26 protein-coding genes are annotated in these 24821 nt (G+C 40.9%); 14 read left to right on the plus strand and 12 right to left on the minus strand.

Going from position 1 to position 24821, the window contains the following annotated elements:
• Window positions 1–63 precede the first annotated feature (63 nt).
• The 6 genes from ACZ5B7_RS07870 to ACZ5B7_RS07895 all read right to left on the minus strand — a co-directional run bounded on the left by ACZ5B7_RS07870 (window position 64) and on the right by ACZ5B7_RS07895 (window position 5481).
• Entirely contained in the window at window positions 64–255 is a 192-nt protein-coding gene (locus ACZ5B7_RS07870) for a hypothetical protein (protein WP_464493349.1), read from the minus strand.
• Between the two features lie 75 nt (window positions 256–330).
• Window positions 331–540 carry a YheE family protein gene (locus ACZ5B7_RS07875; protein ID WP_464493350.1) on the minus strand — a complete coding sequence of 70 codons (210 nt, stop codon included), beginning with the start codon at window positions 538–540 and terminating at the stop codon, window positions 331–333.
• 73 nt (window positions 541–613) lie between these two features.
• On the minus strand, window positions 614–1660 hold the full coding sequence (locus tag ACZ5B7_RS07880; protein ID WP_464493351.1) for a YheC/YheD family endospore coat-associated protein: 1047 nt from the start codon (window positions 1658–1660) through the stop codon (window positions 614–616).
• A complete protein-coding gene (locus tag ACZ5B7_RS07885; protein ID WP_464493352.1) occupies window positions 1657–3021 on the minus strand; it encodes a YheC/YheD family endospore coat-associated protein in 1365 nt (454 codons plus the stop codon). The genes ACZ5B7_RS07880 and ACZ5B7_RS07885 overlap by 4 nt, the downstream gene beginning before the upstream one ends.
• Window positions 2999–4102 (minus strand): YheC/YheD family endospore coat-associated protein, encoded by a 1104-nt coding sequence (locus ACZ5B7_RS07890; RefSeq protein WP_464493353.1) that lies wholly within the window; start codon window positions 4100–4102, stop codon window positions 2999–3001. Before ACZ5B7_RS07890 ends, ACZ5B7_RS07885 begins: the two co-directional genes overlap by 23 nt.
• Window positions 4103–4107: 5 nt before the next feature.
• Window positions 4108–5481, minus strand: a complete 1374-nt coding sequence (locus ACZ5B7_RS07895; RefSeq protein ID WP_464493354.1) for a YheC/YheD family endospore coat-associated protein — start codon at window positions 5479–5481, stop codon at window positions 4108–4110.
• Between the two features lie 151 nt (window positions 5482–5632).
• Between ACZ5B7_RS07895 and ACZ5B7_RS07900 the strand changes: the two genes are divergently transcribed.
• From ACZ5B7_RS07900 to ACZ5B7_RS07920, 5 genes are all read left to right on the plus strand, one after another.
• On the plus strand, window positions 5633–5980 hold the full coding sequence (locus ACZ5B7_RS07900; RefSeq protein ID WP_213141083.1) for a YlbF/YmcA family competence regulator: 348 nt from the start codon (window positions 5633–5635) through the stop codon (window positions 5978–5980).
• A 110-nt stretch (window positions 5981–6090) separates the two neighbouring features.
• Window positions 6091–6960 carry a Cof-type HAD-IIB family hydrolase gene (locus ACZ5B7_RS07905; protein ID WP_213141082.1) on the plus strand — a complete coding sequence of 290 codons (870 nt, stop codon included), beginning with the start codon at window positions 6091–6093 and terminating at the stop codon, window positions 6958–6960.
• Window positions 6961–7087: 127 nt separating this feature from the next.
• On the plus strand, window positions 7088–8599 hold the full coding sequence (locus ACZ5B7_RS07910; protein WP_464493355.1) for a coproporphyrinogen III oxidase: 1512 nt from the start codon (window positions 7088–7090) through the stop codon (window positions 8597–8599).
• A 645-nt stretch (window positions 8600–9244) separates the two neighbouring features.
• Window positions 9245–10864, plus strand: coding sequence for a long-chain fatty acid--CoA ligase (locus ACZ5B7_RS07915; protein WP_464493356.1), 1620 nt, complete (start codon window positions 9245–9247; stop codon window positions 10862–10864).
• Between the two features lie 133 nt (window positions 10865–10997).
• Window positions 10998–11789: an enoyl-CoA hydratase gene (locus tag ACZ5B7_RS07920; protein ID WP_464493357.1), complete on the plus strand. Its 792-nt coding sequence runs from the start codon at window positions 10998–11000 to the stop codon at window positions 11787–11789.
• Window positions 11790–11829: 40 nt separating this feature from the next.
• Here ACZ5B7_RS07920 and ACZ5B7_RS07925 read toward each other — a convergent pair whose 3' ends face one another.
• Window positions 11830–12015 carry a YhzD family protein gene (locus tag ACZ5B7_RS07925; protein WP_213141078.1) on the minus strand — a complete coding sequence of 62 codons (186 nt, stop codon included), beginning with the start codon at window positions 12013–12015 and terminating at the stop codon, window positions 11830–11832.
• A 124-nt stretch (window positions 12016–12139) separates the two neighbouring features.
• Between ACZ5B7_RS07925 and ACZ5B7_RS07930 the strand changes: the two genes are divergently transcribed.
• From ACZ5B7_RS07930 to ACZ5B7_RS07955, 6 genes are all read left to right on the plus strand, one after another.
• The gene (locus tag ACZ5B7_RS07930; protein WP_464493358.1) at window positions 12140–13039 is read left to right on the plus strand and encodes an ABC transporter ATP-binding protein; all 900 of its coding nucleotides are present in this window, start codon (window positions 12140–12142) and stop codon (window positions 13037–13039) included.
• On the plus strand, window positions 13032–14285 hold the full coding sequence (locus tag ACZ5B7_RS07935; protein WP_464493359.1) for an ABC transporter permease: 1254 nt from the start codon (window positions 13032–13034) through the stop codon (window positions 14283–14285). Before ACZ5B7_RS07930 ends, ACZ5B7_RS07935 begins: the two co-directional genes overlap by 8 nt.
• Before the next feature lie 411 nt (window positions 14286–14696).
• A complete protein-coding gene (locus tag ACZ5B7_RS07940; RefSeq protein ID WP_464493360.1) occupies window positions 14697–15914 on the plus strand; it encodes a metallophosphoesterase family protein in 1218 nt (405 codons plus the stop codon).
• A 17-nt stretch (window positions 15915–15931) separates the two neighbouring features.
• Window positions 15932–18919, plus strand: a complete 2988-nt coding sequence (locus ACZ5B7_RS07945) for an ATP-binding protein (RefSeq protein WP_464493361.1) — start codon at window positions 15932–15934, stop codon at window positions 18917–18919.
• A 52-nt stretch (window positions 18920–18971) separates the two neighbouring features.
• Window positions 18972–19916, plus strand: a complete 945-nt coding sequence (gene yhaM / locus ACZ5B7_RS07950; RefSeq protein ID WP_213141073.1) for a 3'-5' exoribonuclease YhaM — start codon at window positions 18972–18974, stop codon at window positions 19914–19916.
• Between the two features lie 102 nt (window positions 19917–20018).
• Window positions 20019–20213, plus strand: a complete 195-nt coding sequence (locus ACZ5B7_RS07955) for a sporulation YhaL family protein (RefSeq protein WP_378580821.1) — start codon at window positions 20019–20021, stop codon at window positions 20211–20213.
• A gap of 43 nt (window positions 20214–20256) precedes the next feature.
• On the opposite strand, the gene ACZ5B7_RS07960 is transcribed toward ACZ5B7_RS07955, so the two are convergent.
• Window positions 20257–21117, minus strand: coding sequence for a peptidylprolyl isomerase (locus tag ACZ5B7_RS07960; RefSeq protein ID WP_464493362.1), 861 nt, complete (start codon window positions 21115–21117; stop codon window positions 20257–20259).
• A 213-nt stretch (window positions 21118–21330) separates the two neighbouring features.
• Here ACZ5B7_RS07960 and ACZ5B7_RS07965 point away from each other — a divergent pair, with 213 nt between their 5' ends.
• Entirely contained in the window at window positions 21331–21423 is a 93-nt protein-coding gene (locus ACZ5B7_RS07965; protein WP_423801450.1) for a YjcZ family sporulation protein, read from the plus strand.
• A 58-nt stretch (window positions 21424–21481) separates the two neighbouring features.
• On the opposite strand, the gene ACZ5B7_RS07970 is transcribed toward ACZ5B7_RS07965, so the two are convergent.
• Window positions 21482–21661, minus strand: coding sequence for a hypothetical protein (locus tag ACZ5B7_RS07970; RefSeq protein ID WP_213116688.1), 180 nt, complete (start codon window positions 21659–21661; stop codon window positions 21482–21484).
• A gap of 172 nt (window positions 21662–21833) precedes the next feature.
• On the opposite strand from ACZ5B7_RS07970, the gene ACZ5B7_RS07975 reads away from it, so the two are divergent.
• Window positions 21834–22172, plus strand: a complete 339-nt coding sequence (locus tag ACZ5B7_RS07975) for a DUF1878 family protein (protein ID WP_464493363.1) — start codon at window positions 21834–21836, stop codon at window positions 22170–22172.
• Window positions 22173–22177: 5 nt separating this feature from the next.
• On the opposite strand, the gene ACZ5B7_RS07980 is transcribed toward ACZ5B7_RS07975, so the two are convergent.
• On the minus strand, window positions 22178–22753 hold the full coding sequence (locus ACZ5B7_RS07980) for an HTH-type transcriptional regulator Hpr (protein WP_213116686.1): 576 nt from the start codon (window positions 22751–22753) through the stop codon (window positions 22178–22180).
• A gap of 304 nt (window positions 22754–23057) precedes the next feature.
• Here ACZ5B7_RS07980 and ACZ5B7_RS07985 point away from each other — a divergent pair, with 304 nt between their 5' ends.
• A complete protein-coding gene (locus tag ACZ5B7_RS07985; RefSeq protein WP_423801453.1) occupies window positions 23058–23249 on the plus strand; it encodes a hypothetical protein in 192 nt (63 codons plus the stop codon).
• A gap of 52 nt (window positions 23250–23301) precedes the next feature.
• Here the strand turns inward: ACZ5B7_RS07985 and ACZ5B7_RS07990 are convergent, their stop codons facing one another.
• Window positions 23302–23829: a tryptophan transporter gene (locus tag ACZ5B7_RS07990; protein ID WP_464493364.1), complete on the minus strand. Its 528-nt coding sequence runs from the start codon at window positions 23827–23829 to the stop codon at window positions 23302–23304.
• Between the two features lie 141 nt (window positions 23830–23970).
• Window positions 23971–24390 carry an HIT family protein gene (locus ACZ5B7_RS07995; protein WP_213141068.1) on the minus strand — a complete coding sequence of 140 codons (420 nt, stop codon included), beginning with the start codon at window positions 24388–24390 and terminating at the stop codon, window positions 23971–23973.
• Window positions 24391–24821: the final 431 nt, after the last annotated feature.

Below are 24821 nucleotides of genomic sequence, written 5' to 3' on the forward strand. Positions count from 1 at the left end.
CCAGTTTCAATTTGTTTCCACAGAAAAATTGCCGAACCCTCTAAACTGGCTCGGCAAATGTTATCATGTATTTTCATTTGGCGGTGATTCTTCTATTAGATCGCGCGCTTCTTCAATATTTGTTGAATCATAACGGGCGTGGACAGACCCTCCGGACATTCCTTCATTAATCATTCTGTCAATATCCATGTAAGCCATGTCTCTGCCCTCATATGCAGACCCTTCAGTGATAGGCAGTTCATTTTTTTTAGTCACGTTCAACCATCCTTTCCTTCTAATTCGTTTTTAGTTTGTACAGAAAGGATGGAGTTTCATGCAGGGAATAGTCGATTATTCATATACATGGTAAAGCATTAGCTCGTGAATCTGGCTCGTCAATGCCTTCAAATCTTCTTCGGCAGGAGGAATTGAGGTCCATTCAAGGTTTCCTGTTTGGTGATAAACTCCTGTATATCTCTGTTTTTTAAAATAGAAGGAAATATTCCACCCGGGAATATTGGTATTTTCAAAAAGCGGCTTATATTGAAAATGCATGATCACCTTATTGTCCTCCTCTAACACCTAGTATTACTTATAGCTTACCTTGTTTTGAATATTATGCAAATAAAATTTTTTATGTGCAAGAGTTTGTTAAGTGGAGGAAAATACGGCATAGCTGGTCAATTTTTTTCTCTTCAATTTGAGATTCATCAAACCGCATTGGTTTTGAATTCACCTCGTAAATATAATATTTTCCACTTTTGCTCATTCCGGCATCAATGGAAAATTCACCGAAAAAGCCAAGCTGTTCCGATAAAGCTTTCCCAATGTGCGGGATAATCATTTGAAAAAATTGATCATGTTCGTTCGTTTGTAATAAAGAGTAGGGAAGAAGTCTTCCCCCCGATGGAATATGGGTGGTGACTCCTTGTTCCTGGGATTGCCGGATGCCGACGCCGGTTAGTGAATAATCCCCTTTTTCGGCGTGGGCAATAATCCGAAAATCATAGCGAAACCCTTCATATTCAGCAGAATTGATATCAATTTGTGCCAAATAGGTTTTCGATAAGAGCAATTCGCTCCAATCCTGCCAAAAATCTTCGAAAGTTGGGTAGCAAATGCTTCTTTTTCTTGACTCAAATTGGATGTATGGCGAGGATAAATGCCTGACGCGAAAAACGCCCTTTCCCTTTGATGAGGCTGCTGGCTTTAGATAAACACTAGAATTTGCTTTCAATAATAATCCAAGGTCTTTTTTTTCTTGAAGGAGGATCGTCTTCGGTACGTAATCTTGGAGGACAGGATGGTTTTCCATTAGTTGATAAAGCTCGTATTTATCTATAAAACCTGGGTTGAAATAGGGAATTCCTTTATCCTTTAAATGCTGAAAGAAGCTTTTACATTCTTCGGTCTGTTCTGTTTTTCTGAAGGGAATTCGGTTATACACCAAATCTGGGTAGGGGAAAGAGTTCTTTATCCAGCGATTTTCATCGGGTGAATAGCTGAATCCTTCAATATATTCCGCTCCGGCCCCTTCAAGGGTAAAAATAAAGCTTATTCCATTAAGTGAAATAAGCTTTTTTTGCAGTTTGATAAAAAGTTCCCCGTTTCCAGCAACTGTTCCATCGGATTTAAGCGCGGTCATGATGCCAATCACCGGCCCTGCTTGTTTGTCGATCATTGATAAAGTTCCTCGGGATGCAGTAAGGCTTGCTCGGTTAGAAAAACGGCGAAGGCGAGGGACAATTTGCGTGTCAATAAATCAAATTCTTTTAATTCCGGATGGCTGAAAATCGAACGGCCGGGTTTGGAATTTGCCTCGAACAGCCAGACATCGCCGTTCCGGTCAATGCCCAAATCAAAGCCAATTTCGCCGATAATTCCTTCGACATTTCGGTCTAATGCATGACTTAAGGAAAGGGCAGCATTGGAAAGCTTCTCTTCGAACATGCCGGCATCTTCAGCAGGAAAGATTTCGCTGATCGTTTTAATTTCTCCGCCGCTTCTCTTATGAGTGGTCGGGCTTCCCGGCCCGGCTATTTTTGCTGCAAGCGCGGAAACATGCCAGCTGCCTGTTTCGTCCTTGTTCGTATGGATGCGAAAATCAACGGGCCGCTGCTCGTTGCGAACTAAATGAATCCCCTGTTGGACAACCATTTTTTCCAGCGATTGCTTCGCGAATACCCGCTCAAACAATTTCTCCAGGCTGTGGAATTTTTGTAACCTGTTTGCCCCGTCGTCATCTTGATAACGGCAGTAATAGTCGTTTGTGTTTTTATCAAAAATAATTTGATGAATGCCAAAGCCAAGACTGCCATTTTTCGGCTTTATATACACATGCCCGTATTTTGAAAGCATCCTCTCGATTAAGGAAAAAGAGGTAAATGGATGGGTCTCAGGAAGGTATTTATCAACCGAATGATCTTGGAGAAGCCGTTCGTAAATATCTAACTTGTTGAAAAAGCCGGGATTATACCAAGGGATTAAATATTCCTGTTGAAGCCGTTTTTTTACTTTAACTAATTTGGGAATTCCTTCACTCCTTCGGTTTGGCAGACGATCATAAATGACGTTAGGGAAAGGGATCTCCCGCTGTTCCCAATCTCCATCGTGGAAAAAATAACCCTCAATCGTGCCCTGTTCCCAATCAATATGCTGCTCTCCGAACACAAAAGCGAGGGCTCCGACGTTTTTATTTACGGATAAAAGCTTTGAAAAAAACTGTGTTCTCTCGCCTAGGAGCTGATCAGGAAGCAGTGTAAATCCAGCCGTAAAAATGCCAACAAGAGGACCGATGTACAGAGTTTGATTATCTAAAAAGACATGGAGCGGCAGCTTAAATTCCGGAAATTGGAGTTCTTTTTGTATCACCCTGCTCATCACAATCCGATCTTTTCGGTCAGGATGGGGCAGAAATTCCACTGCCATTGAATTTGAACCAAAAGCAATTCGCTTAGGCCCATTTTCTTGAAGGAGGGAAGGAGGGCAAAAAACAATCAATTGATCATTTTGGACGACCTCAATGAGATAACGTTTTCTCATAGATGTTCTTCCTTTCCTGGTCTTTCGATTCCGACAGGTATTTTGCGTAAAGCAGCGGTGCACAGTACAGCTTTTCCTTAAGATTGGGGCGGGTTTGCAAAATAACCTTCCTTCCGGGCTTTGAATTCATATCTAAAATCCAGATCGAGCCGTTTTTGGCGATACCAATATCGACACCGATTTCAAAGAGCGGCAGGAAGCTTCTTTCAAGAAGGTGTGGTAATTCTGTAAGAATGCTGGTTAATTCCTGCTGAATAAATTCCCTTCTCGGTGCAGGCAGGGAAGCTGACCATTCTGAGAAGGCTGTTGCCATCCCGCCTGCACTTAAATTCGATAAAATCCCGCCGCTGGTACCGATTCGCACTCCGCGCCCAATTTCTCCCCAATTGCCATGCTCATTTTTTTGCAGGAGAATCCGGATGTCAAAGGGTTGCAATTCACTGTTGGTTAATTCAAGATAAGGCTGCATAAGATATTGATGCCGCGCGAGCAAGCTTCTAAACCACTGCGAAAATTTTCCTTCGTTTGGAAAAATCCTTGATATAATCTGTTTTTGTTTTTCCGTTTTAACATGAATCGATTTGTCATTTTTCTTTAAGGAATAAATGCCATAACCCTGTGAACCGTTAATGGGTTTTATGACAATCTTTTTTTCGCTGTTTAATTCTTTTAAAATTCCAGCCGTATCGATTACCTGCTTTGTCGGCGGCAGATAGGCAGATAGCTTCGTGTCTTTCAGCGCCTGATAGAGGTCTAGTTTATTAGGCAGACCATATCCTAAAAAGGTAATATCCTTCCTGCTTTTTAGCCACGATACAATCGGAAGGCATTGTTTCGATTGTTCATCCTCCCCATAGAAGCAACGGTCATAGAGGATGCGGGGGATTGGGAATTCGGCATTGACCCAATCCTTTTTTTCAGCGTCAAATTTTTTCCCTTGAACCTGAAGTGTATTTGGATTGATATTGGTTGGAACGAAGCGAAAAGCTTCGATACCTAAGTCTTTTGCATGTTCGGCCATTTCCGTTATATAGGGGGCCTCTGTTTCTAGGTTTAAGGACATAATGCCAAATGTAATCAAGTGAATTAAACCTCCTTTTCATTCAGGGTTTCAAAGGCCAGGCTTGTGCAAAAGCGAATGATTGCCTTTGCAGACGGTCTGATTTTCCCTGAATCATCTTCAAATACTTTCGAGGGTTTTGAGTTTACTTCAATCAGCCAGGGTTTCCCCTTTTCATCAACGCCGACATCAATCCCCAGTTCGCCGGTAATTCCGGCAGACAGCGCACTGACCTTTTCGGCGGTTTCCAACGATAGCTCTTTTATTAGCTTCAATGTTTGTATAGCGGTTTTTGGGGACATTTTGGAGCGTAAGGCAGTTACCGGTTTTATCGTATGGCCGCCCCTGGCAACATTGGAGACAATTTCCTGTTCAGCCCCGATTCTTGCCACAACCGAAGTAATTTCCCACTTTTTTTCATAATTTCGATGGACCAATACCCTGAAGTCCATGGCAGATGATTGATAGTCAATAAAAGAAATACCCTCCTGAACAATACAAATTTGGTTTTGCAGCAGTAATTTTATTTCTTGATAGATTTCATGTGCTGCTAGGGCTTGTAAAGCATCTGCTTGGGATTGGCCTGAAGTTTGGAGGGTAAATTGGTCTTCCGCAATTTTTTCCAGTTTAATAATATTTTTTCCCTGGCTGCCATGAATCGGTTTTATAAAAATGGTTTCATAGGTTTGCAGGAAGGAATGTAAAGTATCCCTTGAGAGCAAGGCTGTCTCGGGAATATAGGATGACAAATGATGTTCATTTTTCAACTGGTCGTATACTTCCCATTTTGACAGAAAGCGATCATTGAAGATGGGAATGGCAAGTTGTTCAAGAATCTTTCGAAATTCAACAAATTCTTGTTTGTTTTCCAGTTTTCGAGAATGGATCCGATTGTAAATAACATCAGGGGCAGGTGGGCTTGTTCCTAACCAGCTTCCGTTTTCAAAATAATAGCCGTGCTGTAAAAAATGTTTAAAAGAAAACACATAAAGAAAACCGCCATTTTCTGACACCACCTGATGGAGGTCCTCACAAAACTTATGAATGGAACGGAAATTAGGTTCTTCACCATCCTTCGGTGAAAAATCTGTCAGCAATCCGATGACCGGACCAAGCTTAAGAGTGTTGGTCTCAGAAAAATATTTTGCTTGTAGGTTAACCTTTCGGACAGGCAAGCAAAAATAGGTAAAGACTTCCTCCGGCACATGCAGTTCCCGGGGAAGGGTATCGATGATTTGGATATTGGCACGAATTGTTTTTGTGCCGACCATGATTTGTAATTCGCGGTGTTTCTCCATTTGCAGGTAGTGATACAGCCTGCGGGACATTTTAATCAAATGAGAATTCGTTGCTTCGGATTTCTCTGGTAAAATTGTTACGCTCGTTAATGAACGGGACATAATCACTCCTCATTCTTTATTAAATAGGCATCCGCTGATGTAGTATCCTATGTAAAACCAATAGGGATGGTGATTTGAACATTCTCGCATTCCCTTGAATAGTTTGATATAGTTGGGAAGTATTGTTAACCAAAAAGGAGTGAGCCCGCAAATGGCAGTAAATTTATATGATTCCGCCTATGCTTTAGAAAATGCGATCCGTCAAAGTGATGAATTTAAACAACTACAGCAAGCGTATCAAGAGGTAAATGCCGACCCGGCAGCGAAGCAGCTGTTTGATCAATTTCGCCACATCCAAATGAATTTGCAGCAAAAACAAATGATGGGACAAAACATTTCCGAGCAGGAAATTCAGCAGGCCCAAGCAACTGTCGGAGTTGTTCAGCAAAATCCGAAAATCGCCCATCTTATGCAGGTGGAACAGCGAATGAATAATGTAATCGGGGAGTTAAACCAGATCGTCCTAAAGCCATTGGCTGATTTATACGGACAAATTTAATTTTTTAAGAAGCTGCCTAGCCTACACTTTTACAAGCACTGTTCTATAAATTGGTGAAAAATCATAAAAGTGATATAAAGGGAATTTCACCAAGAACAGGGGGCAGCATAATGATTTATCGCTTACTTGCGTTAAATATTGATGGCACACTCTTACAAAGCAATGGAAAAATCCATAAATCGACAAAGGAAGCCGTAGAATATGTTCAGCAAAAGGGGATTTATGTCACACTCGTTACATCACGGAGCTTTCACTCAGCCAAGAAGGCAGCGAAAGCCTTAAAGATATCGTCACCGCTCGTCACCCATCAGGGGGCATTCATTGCGCGGGAGGAAAATAAGCCGGTATACGTGAAGCGGATTAATGAGGAAATTACCTATGATACTATTCGTCTGCTCGAGGCGCTGCCGTGTCAAATCCGTTTGGTTCACGAGAATTTCTCGATTGCCAATAAATATAAACTGCATCAGCAATTATTAGCAAAAACGGTTTTCACCACAGGCGACCCTTTTGTTTATTCACAGCAATTTGTCGAATCCCTCAGCGAATATTTGCATGATCAGCCGGCAACTCCTACGAAGATTGAAGTCTATTTCGAAAATAAACGCGATTTAGAGGATGCCAAAACCGCCATTGAAAAAATGTTTACGGAAATCACTCCGATTAAACTTGATTCATTGCGGCTGGATCTTGTTCCGGCAGGAGTTTCCAAACTTAATGGGTTAGCGTTTCTTGGCAGCCAGCTCGGTTTCCAGTTAAAAGAGATGGTCTATATCGGTGACAGCCTTGATGACATCCCGTTAATTGAAGCGGCTGGTCTAGGTGTTTCGATGTGGAATGCTCCTTTTGAGGTGAAGAAAGCATCGGACTGGGTAACAAGGTCGGAAAACGAACATGGCGTTGCTTATATGGTGAAGGAACACTTCAGAAAGCAGCAGCCAATCGAATTTTTAAGGAAAATGAAGATTATCAAAAATTAATCTTGAAAAAAGATATCAGGGCCGGTCTCTGATATCTTTTTATATGCTCCAATGATTTCCACTATATTGACCTTATTTTTGTGATTTTGTACACTTAAAGAAGTTTATTTTTGAAAGGTGATAAAGCTTGCGAATTTCGATACTAGGCTTAGAGGATGAAAGATTCAATCGGCCATTGACGCTTATTGCGAATTTATTTTTTGAAGAGTCACAGATTTTGACATCTCAGACGGATGATGCTGATATACAGATTTTATTTCATTTACAGGTTGAGGAGAAAATCGTTGTTTCTGCTGAATTAACGGATGGGAACGGAAAAGTCCTATCTGCTAAATATCAGCGGGATTTTAAGGAAGCCGATTCTGAAAAAGAACGGTTTAAGCAGATTAAAAATGCCGTTTCCCACGTTTACTTAACGGTTCTCCAAGACTTGACCGGCATTACGCAAAAATGGGGAATTTTAACGGGTGTGAGACCGACTAAGCTGCTTCACAAAAAACTGCAGGAAGGCATTCCACCTGAAGTGGCCCATCGGCAATTAAAGGATGAGTATTTAATTACTGATGAAAAAATTGCACTGATGCAGCACATCGTCGACCGGCAGTTGACGGTTGTTCCAGACCTTTACTCGCTCGAGCGGGAAGTGAGCATTTATATTGGCATTCCGTTCTGCCCGACCAAATGCGCCTATTGCACGTTCCCGGCTTATGCTATTAACGGGCGGCAGGGATCTGTTGATTCCTTCTTAGGCGGCCTTCATTATGAAATGAGGAAAATCGGCGAGTGGCTGAAGGAAAAAGGGGTGCGGATTACAACCGTTTACTATGGCGGCGGCACACCAACAAGCATTACCGCTGAAGAGATGGACATGCTCTACGAGGAGATGTACAACTCGTTTCCTGATGTCACTAAAATTCGGGAAATTACTGTGGAGGCGGGACGTCCAGATACGATTACCCCGGAGAAGCTTGACGTTTTGAAAAAGTGGAAGATTGACCGGATCAGCATCAATCCACAATCGTATACGCAGGAAACATTGAAGGCAATTGGACGTCATCATACGGTAACGGAAACGATTGAAAAATATCACTTGGCGCGGGAAATGGGGATGAATAATATCAATATGGACCTTATCATCGGCCTTCCCGGTGAGGGTCTGACAGAATTTACCCATTCCTTGGCGGAAACCGAAAAACTGATGCCAGAATCACTGACGGTTCATACTTTATCCTTCAAGCGCGCGTCTGAAATGACGAAGAATAAGGAAAAATATAAGGTGGCAGACCGGACTGAGGTTGAAAAAATGATGAATCTGGCCGAGGACTGGACCGCTGACCATGGCTATGTCCCTTACTATTTATACCGCCAGAAAAACATCCTGGGCAACCTGGAAAATGTCGGCTACTCCCTGCCAAATCAAGAAAGTATCTATAATATCATGATTATGGAAGAGCAGCAGACCATTATCGGACTTGGCTGCGGAGCATCGAGCAAATTCATTGACCCGCTTACTGGAAAAATCACGCACTTTGCTAATCCGAAAGACCCGAAATCCTATAATGATGGATTTGAAGCCTATACCGAAGAGAAGATAAAAATATTAGATGAGTTATTTTCGGAAAAAGGATCTCCTGCCTGATTTTAAGCGGGGGATTTTTTATTTTTGGTGGCGGGTACTTACCGTAATGGATCGGTAAAGTGGTCAAACGGTAAAAATAGAGCTTGTATTTTACACGATACCCAGTATCAAAGGGCCGATCGGTAAAAATAAGCCCTCTATTTTGCCCGTAAAGGGTAGGTGAGGGGTGAAGCGGTAAAAATAGAGCCTGTATTTTACCCGTTAGACTGAGTAGAAGCATCACTCGGTAAAAATAGGCCCCTCTATTTTGCCCGTAAAGGGTAGGTAAGTGGTCAAACGGTAAAAATAGAGCCTGTATTTTACCCGTTAAACTGAGTAGAAGGGTCAATCGGTAAAAATAGGCCCCTCTATTTTGCCCGTAAAGCATCAGTGAGGGGTGAAGCGGTAAAAATAGAGCCTGTATTTTACCCGTTAGACTGAGTAGAAGGGTCAATCGGTAAAAATAGGCCATCTATTTTACCAGTAAAGGGTAGGAGAAGGGGCAACTAGTAAAAAAAGAGGTCCAGCAAACAGAAATTACTCCTGATATCCAATCGAATTTGTTCTTAATAAAGGATTATTTTCCCCAATGTCGAATATTTAAGAGGAACCGCCACATAGGATACTATGGGGTTAAAACGCATTTACTAATAGGGGGAATAAGCTATGATGCAGACACCTTTAACAATGACGCAAATGCTCGAAAGGGCGGAAAAGTATTTTCCAAAGAAGCAGGTTGTCTCAAGAACCGCCAGCGGCATTCAAAGGCTAACTTACAAAGAAATTGGCCAAAGAACCAGAAAGCTTTCCGATGCCTTGACCAAGCTTGGCGTTGAAAAAGGCGACAAGGTGGGGACATTGGCCTGGAACCATCACCGCCATCTCGAAGCATACTTCGGCATTCCTTGCATTGGTGCAGTAGCTCACACCATCAACATCCGTCTTTCACCACAGCACATCAGCTATATCATTAATCACGCCGAAGACAAAATCCTCCTTGTTGATGCAGACATCCTTCCACTTCTTGAAAAATGCTCAAATGATCTTAAAACTGTCAAAGCTTATATTATCATGACCGACGAAAAAGAACTCCCGCAAACATCACTCGCGCCTGTCTATCATTACGAAAAGCTATTAGCTGAAGCAAACCCGGAATTTCAATATACCACTCCAATTGACGAAAATGACCCAGCCGGCATGTGCTATACATCCGCGACTACTGGAAATCCAAAAGGAGTAGTCTACTCTCACCGGGGGATTTTTCTGCATAGCATGGCGATCGGGTTAGCTGACACTTTAGCACTTAGTGAAAAGGATGTTGCCCTTGCAGTTGTCCCAATGTTCCATGCAAATGCTTGGGGAATGCCATTTGCCGGCGTTTGGTTTGGCACAACGTTGGTCCTGCCGGGACCAAATTTTACACCTAAGCTGTTAGCTGAATTCATTCAGCAGGAAAAAGTGACCATCACGGCAGGGGTTCCAACGATTTGGATGGGACTGCTGAAAGAACTTGAAGAAGGCAGCTATGATCTAAGCAGCCTAAGAGGAATCCTGTGCGGCGGTTCTGCAGCGCCTAAAGGAATGATTAAAACATTTGAACAAAAATACAATATTCCCTTTATGCACGGCTATGGGATGACTGAAACAAGCCCGCTTGCTGTATTCTCCTCATTCAAAAGCTATCAACAGGACCTCGATTACGAGGAAAGATTGGAATTAAGAGCTAAACAAGGAGTTCTTGTCCCTGGACTCGAGATGAAAATACTGGGCCAGAACGGTGAAGTCGCATGGAACGGCACGGAAATGGGCGAATTATGCTTAAGAGGACCATGGATTGCTTCCGAATATTATCAGGATGAACGGACGAAGGATGCTTTCCACGATGGCTGGCTGCACACCGGGGACGTCGCTACTATTGACGAAGAAGGGTTTGTTAAAATAGTCGACAGAACGAAGGACCTGATCAAGAGCGGCGGGGAATGGATCTCATCTGTTGATTTGGAAAATGCCTTAATGGCCCATGAAGCAGTGTTTGAAGCGGCCGTTGTGGCGGTTCCCCATGAAAGGTGGCAGGAACGCCCAATCGCATGCGTTGTGCTGAAGGATGCCTATAAAGGAAAAACAACTAAAGAAGAGCTCTTTGAATTTCTTCAGCCTCAATTTGCAAAATGGTGGATTCCGGACGATATTTTATTCATCGAAGAAGTTCCAAAAACCTCTGTAGGGAAATTTTTGAAAATGGCTCTTCGTGACCAGGTGCAAAAGGAAGTAAGTCAAAAAGGTTAATAGACGAGGGCAAGGGGGGCCAGCCCTTTGTCCTTTTTGCCCGTGGAAAATTCAATCTATTACGAAAGTTTGTTTTTATTCTGTTCATTTCTCTATATAATGAAGATGAACAAGTTTATTGGGGGGATTGGAAATGGCTTTAAATTTTGTCACAGAAAAGGTGAACTTACAAGTAGAGGGCCGGGTAGCCACATTGGAAATGAATCGGCCGGAAGCGCTTAACGCAATGGACGTGGATATGATAAAAGGCCTTGTCAGCAAACTGAAAGAAATCAGCGAATCGGATGATGTGGATATCCTGATTTTAACTGGAAAAGGAAAAGCGTTTTCAGCCGGGGGAGATATAAAAACAATGCTATCTGATATGGACGAGAATGGATTTTTTCCGCTCATGGACTGTATCAGTGAGCTGGTGGTCACCTTATATAGCATGCCAAAATTAACAATCAGCGCGATTACCGGTGCGGCAGCGGGCTTAGGGTTTAGTTTAGCGTTAGCAACCGATCATATAATCGCTGAAAAATCTAGCAAACTGGCAATGAATTTTATCGGCATAGGGCTGATCCCAGATGGTGGTGCCCATTTCTTCATGGAAAAAAGATTAGGAGAAACCAAGGCCAAGCATGTTATCTGGGAGGGTAAAATGATGAGTGCGGAGGAAGCGCATTCAATCGGTCTTATTCAGGAAGTAGCTGAAGGCGATCTGCAGGATGCTGTACATACTAGAGTGGCAGATTGGCTGCAAAGACCTGTTCAAGCGATGATCAAAACGAAAAAGATATTGGCTGAAAAGAATCGCCCGCAGCTCTTAAAAATACTGGAGCTAGAGAAATACGGCCAGCAGAAAATGCGCGAAACCGAAGACCATAAAGAGGGAATCAAGGCGTTTATTGAAAAAAGAAAGCCAAATTTTATCGGAAAATAAAACAAGAGGCTGTCATAAGACAGCCTCTTATTGCTGATTTTTAAGCATGGAAAAGTAGCAGTTTGCCTGCAGGAGATGTGCAGCGGTGCGTTTTATCTAGTAAATTTTTCTCTGATAATAGTTTTTCCCCCTGCGCTTTTGCAGCATCATCGTTTTCTGCTTGGAAGGCTTCGTCTAAAATCTTTTCTCCATTTGCCTCAAACGCCGTTAATTTATAAGTTTTCATTCCACATACCCCTTTTTAAAAAAGTTCTTACTATTATTTTTGCATAATTCTATAAATTGTGCAAAGAGAAAATTAAACCCACAATATGGTATATTTGTATTGTAAGAGGAAAGGAGTAGGTAAAATGGTACTTAAACTGGAACGGGTTACCAAACGTTTCGGAGAATTTACTGCTGTCAGCGATTTATCTCTGATGATTCCGGAAAAAGAAATGTTTGGTTTTTTGGGGGCAAATGGCGCTGGGAAAACAACAACGTTTCGAATGATTTTAGGTTTACTCGATGCAAGTTCCGGTAAAATAACCTGGGACGATCAACCACTCAATTATTCTACCAGCCATTTGGTGGGCTATCTCCCTGAAGAGAGAGGGCTGTATCCAAAACTAAAGGTCCGGGACCAGATTGTTTATTTAGCTAGATTAAGAGGAATGCCTAAAAATGAGGCTTTAAGGGAGCTAAGAAGCTGGCTCGAGAAATTTAAAATACCCGAATATGAAAATAAAAGGGTCGATGAGCTATCCAAGGGAAATCAGCAGAAAATTCAATTCATTGCTGCTGTGATTCATAAACCAAGGCTGTTAATATTGGATGAACCGTTTAGCGGACTGGACCCTGTCAATGTCGAGCAATTAAAAGAGGCAGTTTTAGGGCTAAAGGAAAACGGAACAACCATTGTCTTTTCCAGCCATCAAATGCATCATGTCGAGGAAATGTGCGAGCATCTCTGTATTCTGCAAAAAGGAAGTCCAGTGGTTCATGGTTCCTTAAAGGAAATCAAGCGCGCCTATGGGAAAAAGAACCTCATTATCCATGCGGATTTTTCCTTGGAGTCGATCAAAGACTTTCCTGGTGTGGTAAAGACGAAACCGACAATGGAGGGGCTGGAACTACAGATTGAAGGGGAACAGGTCGCGGAAGGAATCCTCAAGGAAATTGCCGGGAAAGGCTTGCTGCGAAAATTTGCCCTTGAAGAGCCGTCATTGAATGATATTTTTATCGAGAAAGTAGGTAATGCTTATGAATAATTTTTGGATTATTTTAGTACATACCTACCTGAATAAATTAAAAAGCAAATCCTTTATTGTCACAACCTTTTTGACAATCGTAATTGTCCTGGGGTTAACAAACTTTCAAAATATCATCGAGATTTTTGATAAAAACGGCGGTAAAGAGAATGTTGCTGTCCTGGATGAGACAGGCAAGCTTTACAAGCCTTTCAAGCAGCAATTGAAAACAATCAATAAGGATATAAACTTAACATCCTATAAAGGCACTGAAAAAGAAGCGGAAAAAGCAGTCGAAAATGGTAAGTTTACTGGATTGCTTGAATTGCATTTTAACAAAGAAGGGCTTCCGGAAGCGGGCTTTAAGGCAATGAGCATTGCTGATTCTGCGTTGTATACGGATCTTCAGACAGGCTTGCAGCAGGTTAAAACGATGCTCGCCGCTTCGAAAATTAATTTGGCACCTGATCAGCTGCAAAAGCTTTATGAGCCGGTTTCGTTTGAAAAAACAGCGCTTGAGAAAAATGCGAAAACAGAAGAGGAACTCAATCAAGCACGCGGACTTGTCTATGTCCTCTTATTTATCATCTATTTTGCTGTCATCATGTATGCCAATATGATTGCCATGGAGGTGGCAACGGAAAAATCATCCAGGGTAATGGAAATCCTGATTTCAAGTGTTTCGCCAATCAAGCAGATGTTTGCCAAGATTCTTGGGATTGGACTGTTGAGCCTGACACAATTGGCGGTATTTTTGATTGTCGGATATTTTTCTCTTACAAAAAATATGGAGTCCCTCAAAGACGGATTCTTCGGAGTGTATGGGTTTGGCGATATCCCGGCGGCAACCATCGTCTATGCAGTGATTTTCTTTATCCTTGGCTATTTTCTTTATGCCACTCTGGCAGCCTTTTTAGGCTCACTGGTCAGCAGGATTGAGGATGTCCAGCAGATGATTACCCCGATGACGTTATTGGTTGTTGGCGGTTTTATGATTGCCATGTTTGGCCTTGGCAAGCCGGATGCTGCGTTTATTACCATCACGTCCTATATCCCGTTCTTTACGCCAATGATTATGTTCCTCCGTGTTGGAATGCTGACCATTCCGGTTTGGGAGGCTGTTTTGGGGATTGCCATCCTTGTGGCAACGATTGCCGTATTAGCTATTTTTGGCGCACGAGTCTATCGCGGCGGTGTTTTGATGTATGGCAAATCCAATTCCTTTAAAGATATTAAAAAAGCTCTGCAATTAACAAAAAACGAATAGTCAGTCTGCACTTTACCATTTAAGGTAAAGCTCAGACTGTTGAGAAAGGGTATTTTTCTCGGCAATTTTTTATGTTCTAACACCGATAATTTTTGAATGTCCCTGCTAATGGTCCTGTTGATTTCCGCTCCGGGCACTCGCTTTCCGCGGGGAGGCTTCCCGGCACGCCCGCGGAAAGCGAAGTGCCTGGAGCGCCAATCAACAGACTTGTTGAAAGATCTATATATTTTAATATTTAAATAATTAACAAGTTGTGAAAGATCGTGAATAAGATAAAAATCTATCGATAGTTTTTTGACAGTCTGAGCTTTACCATTTATGGTAAAGCTTTTTATTAATCATGACACAGAACGTGCATTCGTATATTAGCCGTGATAAAATAAAAGAAAAGAACGTTTGAGAGGAAATTTTATGAAAAAATTATCATTTCTTCATGCTGCCGATTTACATATGGACAGCCCAATGGTCGGTTTGAAGCATTTGCCCGCTGCTATTTTTTCAAGAGTTAAAGAGAGCACCTTTACATCCTTAAAAATTCTAACTGAAACAGCAATTGATAGACAGGTTGATTTTGTCATCATAGCAGGTGATTTATTTGACGGAGAGGACCGCAGTCTCCGGGCCCAATCTCGATTCAGAGCGGAAATGCAGAGGCTTGCAGAACATGAAATTCCTGTCTATGTGATCCACGGCAATCATGACCATTTAAATGGTTCCTGGGTTCACCTTGACATGCCGGACAATGTCCATGTGTTTGGCAGCAAGGTCGAACGGATGGAACTGCAGACAAAGTCAGGTGAAACAGTATCCTTCTATGGATTCAGCTATCCAACCCGGCATGTGTTTGAGAGAAAAATAGATGAGTATGTAAAGTCAGTGGGTTCAGATTTCCACATTGGCATCCTTCATGGAAATGAAAGCTCTTCCGCCGACCATGATAACTATGCCCCGTTTACTGTTAAGGATTTACTTGATAAAGACTTTGATTATTGGGCATTGGGCCATATCCATAAACGTGCTGTATTGTCTGAAAATCCTCCGATTATCTATCCCGGTAATATTCAGGGGAGAAATAAGAAGGAAAAAGACGCAAAAGGATTTTATCATATCACGCTTACGGAACTTAAGGCAAGACTGGACTTTGTAGAAGCAGCAGATATTGTCTGGGAAGAGGCTGAAATTGATGCAGCATCAGCGAAGAATTTTCATGATATTCTTCAATTATGTCAGTCAAGCCTAAATACCTGGAGAAAGGATAAAAAAGGCACATTCTTGTCCCTAGCCATCAAAAACATTCTCCTGGAAGACGACATGGAAAGAAGAAGTTTGCAAACGGATCTGCTTGATCTTTTGTTAGAAGATGAACAGGAGGAGGAAGCATTTGTTTGGATTGTGGAGCTATCTTTGTCCGAAAGGCAGCAGGTGAACAAGGAACAATTAAAAAAAGAAGCCAATTTTTATGGTGAGCTTTTTGCTGCAATTGAACAATTCGATCATGTAGATGAAGCCTTGGCCGTTTTGTACGAGCACCGCTTGGGTAAAAAATATTTGTCGCCCCTATCATCAGGTGAGCAGCATGAACTAATTAATAGGGCGGAGAAACTGCTAATTGAATTACTTTATAAATAGAAAGGAGTGAATCCAAATTGAAAATCACGGCAATGAATATTTACGGTTTTGGGCAACTGGAAAATGTCATCATCGAAAATTTGAATGAATTTCAGGTTTTCTTTGGGGAAAATGAGGCTGGAAAATCTACGATTATGGCCTTTATACATAGTATTTTATTTGGTTTTCCAACTAAGCAGCATTCAGAGCTGCGCTACGAACCGAAACATGGTACAAAGTACGGCGGGAATATCCGAATTTATCTTGAAGGGCAAGGCTTTGCAGTAATTGAACGGGTAAAAGGAAAAGCCGCCGGTGATGTCAAGGTAGTCATGGATAACGGAATCATTGGCGGTGAGGAACTTTTAAAGGAATTACTAGAAAGCTTTGATAAAAATCTATTTCAGGCCATTTTTTCTTTCAATATACACGGGCTGCAAAACATCCACCAGATGAAGGGTGAAGAGCTGGGTAAATACCTATTTTCCGCAGGAACACTAGGCACAGAACAATTGGCAAAGGCAGAGGCTGCCCTCCAAAAGGAGCTGGATACCCGCTTTAAGCCAGGGGGAAAAAAGCCTGAGCTAAATGAAAAACTTCAGGAACTTCATGAGGTCAATCAAGAGCTAAAAAAAGCCGCTGCGAAAAATAAGGAATATGAGACCTTGGCAGCGAAAAAAGAAAGCCTGCTGCAGGAAATGGCTAATCTTAATGAACAGCTTACCACCCTTCAGGTAAATACAGCAAAGCTTTCGGAGTGGAAAAGGATAGAATCTTCTGTTAAACAAGAAAAGTGGATTGAGAACGAGCTTGCTGAACTTGAAGAAGTACAGTTCCCTGTACGAGGAATGGAAAGACTCGAAAAATTAAACCAACTTATTCTTCCCTACAAAGCAGAGCTGAACAGTCTTGCGGAACGAATTGAAAAGGTAAAGCTGGAAATCGCGGATTTGGAGCCAAATGAAGAGCTCCTCGAGAACGAGCCGGCGATATTAATGTTACTAGATCAGATGCCCATTTTTGATCAGTTCAAATTGGAACTGGGCCAATATGAACAGAGGCTGGCTGACTGTGAGGCAGAACTTTCCATTATAAAAGCGAAGCTCCATCTGCCATTGCAGGATCAAGATTTTCAAGCCATAAATACAAATATGTATATGAAAAACCAGGTTGAAACAACCGCAAAACAAAGCAGAAAACTGATGATAGCAAAAGAGGAACTGGATGTACGGTATGAGGAAGAAAAAAATGCCTTAGAGATGATTGAAAAGGAGGTTCTCTTGACCGAGGGCTTATGTTTACCGGACCAAGACAGACTGCTCCTTGAAAAACAGGTTCACGGAAATGATAAAAGGGGCTTAGAAGAGGAATTAAAGGGAATCGAGGAAAAAATCCATTTCCAGCAAAGATCGCTTGACCAGGAGCAGGCCGCTAAATCAAGGCTTAAGCTTCAATTTATCACGATAGAGCTGATCCTCCTCGGACTAATCCTTTATGGACTTCTGACAAAACAATGGGTACTGATGATCTTGGGGTTAGGGGGCAGTTTGGCTTTTGCCGTATACATGCTGCAATCCTTAAAGCAGGCTAAAGAAAAGCAGCTTGTTCAACAGCTTGGCGAGCTGCGGGAAAAAGAAAAACAGGTAAGTGAAAAGCTGCAATCTGCCGAATACCTGGATCTGAGCAAGGCTGCTGAAGAGTTGAAGATAGACAATCAGCGGCGTGAACAACTGCAGCTGTTAAAATTAAGGCTTAAGCAGCAGCAGAGCCAATTTGAAAAAGTGATTTCGAAATTTGAGGAATGGGAGATTGCCTCTAGTCAGCATAAGAAGACGCTGCTTACAATTAGCAGGGAATTAAAAATACCTGATAATCTTGCCGCCGCCTTTTTGGAGGAAGCATTTAAACAAATAGAAAAATTTAAAGAGATTTTATGGGAACGGGATAAGCTAATTGCAAAAGTGGACAAAGCTAATCAGCAGCAAAGCCAGATCGCCGAAGGAATTCTGGAATATGGCAAACGCTTTTTGCCGGAAAAGGATCTCGATTTACATAAGACCGCATTTTTATTGAGGACAAAACTTAAGGAAGAGCTTGAAAAGAGTATCAAAAACCAGGAAAGAAAAAATAAGCTTGCTGGCATGGAAGCAGATTGGCAAGGCAAATCACATGAACTAGAGCAGCTTGAAGCGGAGTATGCTTTGCTGCTTCAGTCTGCTAATACGGATACGGAACAGCAATTCTATGAACTTGGAAAAAAGGCGGAAAAAAGATCCGAACTGCTGGCTGCTTTGGACAATATCCGCAGTCAGCTTAACTATTCAAGCCTGTCTGAGGAAGAGAGGGAAAGCTTCCTAACCATCCTTAATTGGGATGAATTAATAACTGCCGGCCTTGATGAATCTAAGCGATTGCATGCTAGATTAAAAGAACTGCAGGAGGAGCAAGCCAAGGTCAAGTACGAATTACAGGTTCTCGAAGAAGGCGGCGTTTATTCTGATATTCTCCATCATTATAAGCAGAAAAAATCTGAACTCGAGGAGACAGCAAAAGAGTGGGCTGTATATTCTCTTGCACAAAATATTTTGACGGCAACAATCGAGAAATACAAAAATGAACATTTGCCCAGAATGCTGGAAAGGGCGGAGGAGTTTCTGTCTTTTCTTACAAATGGCAGATACCACCGAATACACCTGCACCCATTGGGGACTGGTTTCCTAGTAGAACGGGAGGACCGGACCCTATTTGAAGCAAACGAATTAAGCCAAGCCACCACAGAACAGCTATATGTTTCAATCAGACTGGCACTGGCTACAACCCTTTATGAAAAATACCGGTTCCCGATTATCATTGATGACAGCTTCGTAAACTTTGATATCGGCAGAACGGAAAGGGTCATCGCGCTTTTAAAAACGTTGGAACAAAATCAAATCTTATTTTTTACTTGTCATCAGCATTTACTGCAGTTCTTTCCAAAGGAAAATGTTCTTTTCTTGGAAAAAGGTGCTGTTCAGATAATTTCATAGAGTGAAAGAAGGATATGTTATACTTTTACTATCGGAAGGGAGCGTGTCTATGTTGGCGAAAGGTATTTTACATTATGATGTTGGGGAACAGATTGAGTTATATTTATTAATTAAAACGTCCACAAAAGGAATTGCGAGCAACGGAAAGCCGTTTTTAACGTTAATCCTGCAAGACCAAAGCGGCGATATTGAAGCCAAGCTTTGGGATGCCAATGAAGAGGATGAAAAAATGTATGCCGCCCAAACGATTGTCAAAATTCATGGGGACGTGCAAAATTACCGGGGCAAAAGCCAGTTGAAAATCCGCCAGATTCGAAGAACCGGACCAGCGGATGCGGTGAAATTGGAAGACTTCCTTGAAACCGCACCGTTAAGTCAGGATGAAATGGTGAGTAAACTGACCCAGTATATTTTTGATATGAAAAACCCAAATATCCAGAGGATTACCCGCCATTTAATAAAGAAGCACCAGAAGGCATTTTTGGAGTATCCGGCGGCGACAAAAAATCATCATGAATTTGTTTCCGGGCTTGCCTATCATGTGGTCAGCATGCTTGACCTCGCCAAAGCAATCTCCGGCCTATACCCAAGTCTTGACAGGGACCTGCTGTATGCAGGCATCATCCTGCATGATATGGGCAAAGTCATGGAATTATCCGGGCCAATTTCAACTGTTTATACGCTCGAAGGAAACCTACTTGGGCATATTACGATTATGATCAATGAAATTGGCAAAGCAGCTGAAGAACTTGGTATTAACGGGGAGGAAGTGTTAATCCTCCAGCACCTCGTTCTAAGCCATCACGGAAAAGCGGAGTGGGGAAGCCCAAAACCTCCGTTAGTGAAAGAAGCAGAAATCCTTCATTACATTGATAATCTCGATGCAAAAATGAACATGCTTGACCGGGCTTTGGAAAGAGTTAAGCCAGGGGAGTTTACTGAACGGGTTTTTGCGCTGGATAATCGATCATTTTACAAGCCTGCATTTCATAAATAGGAAGGGTAGCCTCTCTAGGAGGTTATCTTTTTTTTATGCATAATTTTTTAATCCATGAATATTATTTATTAGAAAATTGGACAACCATTTTGAAGGGGGCAAGTGAAGTTGACTATACCTATTTGGGTTTATGCTGTTGTGGTTGGGATTATCATTAGCGCGTTAATGGCAATTAAAACAGGGCGGGAAGAGCGCCAGCTTGAACAAGAGGATATAGAACGTGAGGGCGAAATCTATATGATGCGCCTTGAAAAAGAAAAGGAAGCCCGAAAAGGTGAACATGCCACAAGCGAATAAAAAAACGGAAGCGCAAAATGAGGCGCTTCCGTTTTTTCGATTTTTATTGGGCTGCAGTCTGTGGTGTTAGGGCGTCTTTTAAGTCTTTGTCATTAATCTTTACATTAGCGTCTTTTAATTCACGATCCATGGCTTTATTAATCACATCAGTAGTTAACTTTTGAGATTTTACTTGATATTCAATATCTTTTTTCATTTCATCATAGGATTTTTTCTCTTTTTTATCAGTAACCTGAATAATATGGTAACCGAATTGTGTTTTTACTGGAGCGCTGATTTCATTAACCTTTAGGGCATAGGCAGCCTTTTCAAAATCAGGGTCCATCTTTCCAGTACCAAACCAGCCTAAGTCGCCGCCATTTTGGGCAGAAGCTTTATCTGTTGAGTATTCTTTTGCCACATCTTCGAATTTTGCTCCGCCATCAAGCTTTTGTTTTACAGTGTTAGCAGTTGCTTCATCGGCAACGAGAATATGACGTGCTTTAATTTCAGGCTGATAATTATCATAGTAATCCTTTAATTCTTTATCGGTTACTTTTATATCTTTCATAGCCGCTTTTTCCTGCAGCATACCAAGCTTCATTGTTTTCTTTAGGTCGGCTTCACTTTTATAGCCATATTGGGCTAAGGTCATTTCAAAGTTTGAGCCAAGGTCCTCTTTGATTTGTTTAATTTTGTCATCTAATTCTTTGTCGGTTACTTTGTACTTTTTAGAAAGAACCTTTTCATAGACAAGCTGCTGTAATGCCTGATTGCCGAATTTATCCTTCATTGCCTTGTAAAGATCCTCTTGTGTTACATCCCCAGCTTTGCTTTCTGCAACCGTTTCCGAACCATTTTGATTACATGCACTTAAGGCAAGGATTGAGCTTGCAAGCGTTAGGGCCATTATCCATTTTTTCATGATGAATCTCTCCTAAATAGTTAAATTCTTATGGGTTTTTGTCCACATCCTTAACTATAACATAAATGGCAACTCCTGCAAAAAATTAAAAGGATTATCATTTCAAAAATTTACAAGCCCATTCATGTCTTTTCCACAAAAATAAGATAAGAGCCTAGTCGAATTGGAGGGAGGTTGAATAGTATATCGTAGAAACGGAAAGGAGGCAAAAATATGTCTGGTGGAGCAGGTTACGGTGCAGGCTTTGCGTTAATCGTTGTTCTTTTCATTTTATTGATTATCGTTGGTGCTGCTTGGGTTTGGTAATGCAGCATAAGTAAAAAGCGATGAGAGACACCTCATCGCTTGTTTTTTTACTTATACACTATGTATACAAAATTTCCAAATAGGAAGAAATTAATAAAATGGTAACAAGAACATTAATCGTACGAAACACCTTGTGCTGACGTTCTTCCGGAATTTCTTTTTGAATACATAATGAACTGGTCATTTTATTTACATAAAACAAAATAAAAATGGCAAATACGATAAAAATGGAGATCATAAGAAATCCCTCCCCCCAGATACTGTTCCATTTTACCTTACCAAATAATTTATTAAAAAGATAGTCAAAAAGAATGGAAGGTTTTCAGATTTTTCATGCCAAATAAGTAAATACTGAAATACGTTTATCCAAGTCCCAAAAAGGTGAATAATATGGAAAAGGGGGGCTTTTCATGGATAAATATGAAATGCTTGCAGAAAAAATAAATATGCTTGAATTTCATCAAAGGCTATTGTTAGAGGTAGTGGATCATCCGTCCAAGAAGTTCACTCGACTGATCATTCAATCCGGTCTTACGGAATCAGAAGTGAATCATTTTTATTCCATATGTGATAAACTGAGCAAAAAATTGGAAGAACAAAAAGCGGAAGGGTACGTATACTTTCATCCGCTTTTTGATGAGCTTTCCATCTCAATGCCCGACAAACTGGATATCAGACAAACCATCAAAGCATGTCTATCACAGAATCTATACAAATCACTTTTTCAGGAATTTGAAAAATTTATTTAGCCTGGTTAGGCAAGTTCTTGTTCTTTTTCCTCTGATTTTTTTAGCTTTCCGTCTTCTTCCACAAACTTACTTTCAAGATTATGGAAGGAACGTTCAAAAATCTCCATGAAGTCCTGTCCATAAATATTCCGGATAATCGCCATCATTTCAATGATGTCCGGAAATTTCCCGTATAATTCCCTTAAAGGCAGTGCGCCGGTAAATGCTGAGTAGGCATTTGGATCATAGGTTTCCATTAACTGCAGGAGAATGTTTTCACCCTCTGGTGTCAATTGAATATACGTATTCCGTTTGTCATTTTCCTTTTTAGAAAATTTCAGCAAGCCTCGTTCTTCTAATTTTTTTGAAAAGTTAAAAGCTGTTGAGACATGCATGACACCAAATTTGGCTACATCGGAAATAGATGCACCGTTCAAATGGTAGGCAATCCAAAGAATGTGGTGTTCATTGATATTTAAATCATACGGTTTTATCCATTGCTGCCAGTCTTTTTCAATCGATTTCCATAACGCCTTGCTTAATTGCGCAATTCTTTGACTAAAAATCATTGCTTCCTTGGCCGAATATTGTTTCTCCGTCATCTCCATTTTCACCTACTTTATTATTACTCTATTTTCATTATGCCAATAAAATAAAAATTAATAAAGAAAAAATTCACAAAATTTTTAGAAATTACGATAATTTTATATTGAAATTAAAATTGTTTAAAAGATTTCTATTTTATTATAATTGATTTATAAGAAAAATGGAAACTTTTTGAATATTTTTGTTAAAAATTTAATTTACTTATATAGTGTTACTAAATTTTTCATAGGTATGGACAGAAAAACATATAAATAGTTACAACATCAATTGAAAATTGGAATCCTGCAGGGGGATCTTGCTATGAAAAGTGCAGCTATCATGTTTTTTGTTCTAAGTGCCATTTTTTTCATGGGTACTGGTAAGTTTGTCATTGATTTAACGAGACCAGGTGTATATCCGCCTAAACAAATAATAAAGAAAAGGGCAGCTGTCTGCGCTAGCGGCGGGGGAATCTTTTTATTGTTAGCCTTATTGTTTACCTATTTTTTCTAAAGTGAATTTAAGAAAAGAACCCTTAAGGGTTCTTTTCTTAACGTACCTGTCATTACTTTTCAATGACGGAAACAGTTGATGATTTAGTTCTTTTAGCAATCGATTGCGCGATTGGGTACAAGACAACCATTGTGACAGTATTGATGGCAGCAGCAGGTAAAACAGCTACGCCAAACAGTGCAGCAAATGGGCCAGGCAGACCAACCAAGAAATAGGCAGATGTTAAAAAGACTGTTCCGGACACGATTGTCCCTATCGCTGTCAAAACACCAACACTTACAATAGAGCTGCGGTATTTTTTTAATGCTAAAAATAATCCGAAGAAAACTAATGCAGTGACGGGTTTATCAATGATATTTGGAAACTGCCCCCCAGGGAACTGAGTGGTGATCGCAGATAATACTCCTGTTACAATCGCCAAAAGCATAACGCTTTTGATTTCCGGAATAAGAATAATTCCTAAGAACATCATCGCCAGCATCATATCTGGTTTAATCGTCAGGAATGCCGGCATTACCGCGTGCAGCACAAATCCAATCGCCGCTAAAAGTGCTAAAATGACAAGGTTTTTTGTTTTCATTTCTCATCTCTCCTCTGCTCTTCTAAAGCTTTTTTCCTCCTGCAGTGCACTCATTGCCTGCAGCGAAGAATTTATACACATTATAGCATATTACGATAATAATAATAAAGAAATAATTTTCAGATAACTTACTGTGCGAGCTTATAATTTCTTGGCAATATTGGCTGCCATTTCCTGGAGCAGTTGTGGTGTATAGTCACTTTGATTATTTTTCCAGACTACACCAAGGCCATCGCCTTTGCCATAACGAGGAATTAAATGCATGTGGTAATGGAAAACAGTTTGTCCAGCTAACTCGCCATTATTGTTAATGGTATTTAAACCGGCCGGTTCAAATTCCTGTTTTAAAGCGTTGGCAATGGCAGGGACCACTTCGAATAGGTTTCTGGCGATTTCGGGCGTCAGTTCAAAGACATTTTCTTTATGTATCTTTGGGATGACCAGTGTATGCCCTTTTGTCACCTGACTGATGTCCATAAAGGCTAGGACATGTTCGTTTTCAAATACTTTTGCGGAAGGAATTTCACCATTAACAATTTTACAGAAAATACAATCGTTCATTTTTGGGACCAGCCTTTCATTATATTTTGTATATTTTACCATAGAATTCTTTCGCAAAAAAGAAAAGAGCAGGATTCGCTTAGAATCCCGCCCTCTCGAAGGGGAAATTGCTTCAAATTTGACGTTCAATAGGAGTGTTCTTTGATAAACACCTCATTTTACAGTAGAGTGTTGTTATAAAGAAACATCATTGTTCAAGCTGACCATCCCCTATTTGTTTTTATCGGTTTTTCTTACCTTTAAAAACGGACGATGTCTGCGACAAACACCTCATTTTCAGTTTTTTATCCAAAAACCTGGTGTTATTTGAACTCAAAATGGTTACCATGCACATTGTACAATACAACCATCCCCTTGTTTTGAAACGTTTTTAGAAGCTTCTGGGTTTGAAACGGATATTGTCTTTTGTAGACACCTCATTTCAAGTGGTT

The sequence above is a fragment of the Neobacillus sp. S1115 genome (assembly GCF_055385565.1).